Raw genomic sequence first — 2,557 nt, 5'->3', positions numbered from 1 at the left:
CAGCATTTGACGTATTCGCAGGCGGAATTGCAGCAACTCGCACAGGCGGGCATCGACCTCATCACCAACCCCATTCCCGCAGGCCATTCATTCGGCGTGCGCATCGGCCATAACACCAGTAGCAATGCGGTGATCAATGGAGATCACTATCCTCGTTTGACCCATTACATTGCAGATACGCTGGCACGCGGCATGGGGTTGTATATCGGACAATTGCACAGTCCTAAAACGCGCAACGATGCGTTTGGCACCGTCAATGCGTTTCTGTCCAATTTGTGGCAGCAAGGCATGATTGGACTGAACCCCGAAAGTTGGACACCCATTCTGATGATCTAGAGCCTTCTTTTATACAACGTCTTTAACCGGACGCTTACCGTTGGAATGGATATTGCAAAGCCTGTGTTCCAGGTGCACACCGTAGACGTAGAGACAGAGGGGATCGTGAACAAGCCGATCAAACGCGCGAAGTTGCTGGAGTATTTTGCCAACCGAACGCCCTGCTTGATTGGCATGGAGGCATGCGGTGGGGCGCAGTACTGGGCTCGGCAACTGACCCAGATGGGACACCAAGTCAAGCTTCTGCCTGCGGAGTTTGTGAAGGCCTTTAATGTGCGTAACAGGAACGATGCGGCAGATGCGCGGGCGATCTGGCTAGCCGTGCAGCAGCCTGGCCAGGCGGTCGCGGTCAAAACCGAAGCGCAACAGGCGGTGCTGGCGTTGCACCGGATGAGGCAGCAATGGGTGAAGTTTCGCACCCTGCAGATCAATCGTCTGCGCGGCTTATGAACGGAATACGGAGAAGTGATGGGCAAAGGCCAAGCCACGCTGGACAAAGCGATGCCGGTTGTGCTGGAAAGGGTTGCGGATCGACTCCCCCCATGTTGATTGACACGCTGCGTGAACAGTGCAATGGCTTGAAGAAGCTTGATGAGCAGATTGCCAGAATTGAGCAGCGGCTGCACCCGTGGATGCAAACAGATCAAGCGGCGAAGTCCCTGACTGAAATACAGGGCGTGGGCATGCTCACCGCAACCGCTGCGGTCGCAACGATGGGCAATGCAAGGGCATGTAAATCGGGGCGAGCGTTCGCGGCTTGGGTCGGTCTGGTTCCAAAACAGACAGGCTCCGGAGGAAAAGTGAGGCTGCTTGGTATTAGCAAGCGCGGGGATACCGATTTGCGCACATTGCTGATTCATGGTGCGCGCAGTGTGCTGACCCGCGCAAAGGCTCCCGGTCGGTGGGTTGAGCAACTTCTCAAGCGGTGGCCTTTGAACGTGGTGAGCGTCGCTCTCGCCAACAAGAGGGCACGCATCGCCTGGGCCATGCTGAATCATGATCAGCCATACCAAAAAGACTACGTGAACGTGAAATCGCTTTAAATGTTACTTCTGAGGTAGAAAATTCACTTTTTTGAAGAATGACATGTCAAAAGGTTGCGCAGGCCATTGAGTGTGATGACATCATAGGTCGGACCTGGACTCGCTCAACCTGATTAGTGTCAAGAGCTTCGAGCTCGTGAGTGGAATAAGGCGCGAGTCAGCGGATTTCATCAGGGCCCGCAGCTCATCCGGCTGCAATAAAGGCCGAATATAGAGCTGCAACTGAGCCTGTCTGGCTTAACACACAAGAGCTTGCTCAAACGGGCGGCGTTCATATGGAGTACTATGGCACTCGGAGTCATCGCCTATATTAAGGCTTATTTCGCACCCGACCTAGAAGGAAGCAAGCTTTACAGATTGTTCGCCACATGGACTGCAGCCATCCAGCTCCCCCTCTTGGCAGTGATTGCCGGCACCGGCAGCCTGTTGATCTGGCGGGCGCGTGCCAACCATAGCGGTACGGCGTTGCTGGCATTCAACATAGTCCTGTTCGTCTTCGCACTCATCCTGATCTTTAAGATGCCATTCTTGCTGATTGGGTGGATACTGGTCCGCACCCTGCACGATGCCGCTAGGTTCGTCGCCTACATCAGGCATGACACGCTGTCACTGACGGATGAATAGTCCCCAATTTCGTCGAAGTAAATTTCCCCAGTTGTTCACCAAGTGGCCAAGCCGGTTTAGGGGCTAGGCCAAATCATCACTGACGCTATTCCCTTGTGATTCGTCTTGGGAGGAGTATTGGTGGTTGAGCTAGGAGAAGTGATGACGATTTTGGAATTGCATAGACAAGGGTTGGGAATCTCAGCCATAGCCGCTTGATTAAAACTGGACCGTAAGACTGTTCGCAAATATCTCGAAGAGGGGATACAGGTTCCGCGCTATGGGCCGCGCGCGCCGCGAGCGGGGCTCATCGAGCCGTTTGCGAAGGACCTAACCGAACGGGTTGTTGATTTCAGTGGAAAAAAGCCTCCCTCTGAATAACGTATTTACCCTCGCGATTTTTATACATTGGGGAGGGGGTGATGAAGAGATGTATATCGTGGAAACCCTTGCAAAGAATCGGCGTCTGTATCCCAGAGAGGGCAAAGGATGTAAAACGATTGGCGGGAATTGAAGAGATCGAAGGCGAGCGTCAAGAAGCGCATACGTGGGGAAGAGACAAGCCAGCGCTATAA

At 53.7% G+C, this 2,557-nt stretch carries 3 protein-coding genes and 2 pseudogenes; all 5 read left to right on the top strand.

What is annotated here, in order from left to right; translation table 11 throughout:
• A pseudogene (locus CAGGBEG34_RS09000) lies at positions 1-336 on the top strand (hypothetical protein); the annotation flags it as partial.
• A gap of 45 nt (positions 337-381) precedes the next feature.
• Positions 382-786, top strand: a complete 405-nt coding sequence (locus CAGGBEG34_RS11875; RefSeq protein ID WP_238985030.1) for an IS110 family transposase — start codon at positions 382-384, stop codon at positions 784-786.
• Positions 738-1,379, top strand: coding sequence for an IS110 family RNA-guided transposase (locus tag CAGGBEG34_RS11870; protein WP_320408628.1), 642 nt, complete (start codon positions 738-740; stop codon positions 1,377-1,379). Before CAGGBEG34_RS11875 ends, CAGGBEG34_RS11870 begins: the two co-directional genes overlap by 49 nt.
• Positions 1,380-1,736: 357 nt before the next feature.
• Positions 1,737-2,003 (top strand): hypothetical protein, encoded by a 267-nt coding sequence (locus tag CAGGBEG34_RS08990; protein ID WP_203224885.1) that lies wholly within the window; start codon positions 1,737-1,739, stop codon positions 2,001-2,003.
• Positions 2,004-2,144: 141 nt separating this feature from the next.
• Positions 2,145-2,336, top strand: a pseudogene (locus CAGGBEG34_RS10455) (IS21 family transposase); the annotation flags it as partial.
• Positions 2,337-2,557 lie beyond the last annotated feature (221 nt).

Origin of the sequence: Candidatus Glomeribacter gigasporarum BEG34, from assembly GCF_000227585.1 — a bacterium.
In the GTDB taxonomy this organism is placed as follows: domain Bacteria; phylum Pseudomonadota; class Gammaproteobacteria; order Burkholderiales; family Burkholderiaceae; genus Glomeribacter; species Glomeribacter gigasporarum_B.
The sequence above is the reverse complement of the archived record's forward strand: the minus strand, read 5'-3'. Positions and strand labels throughout refer to the sequence as shown.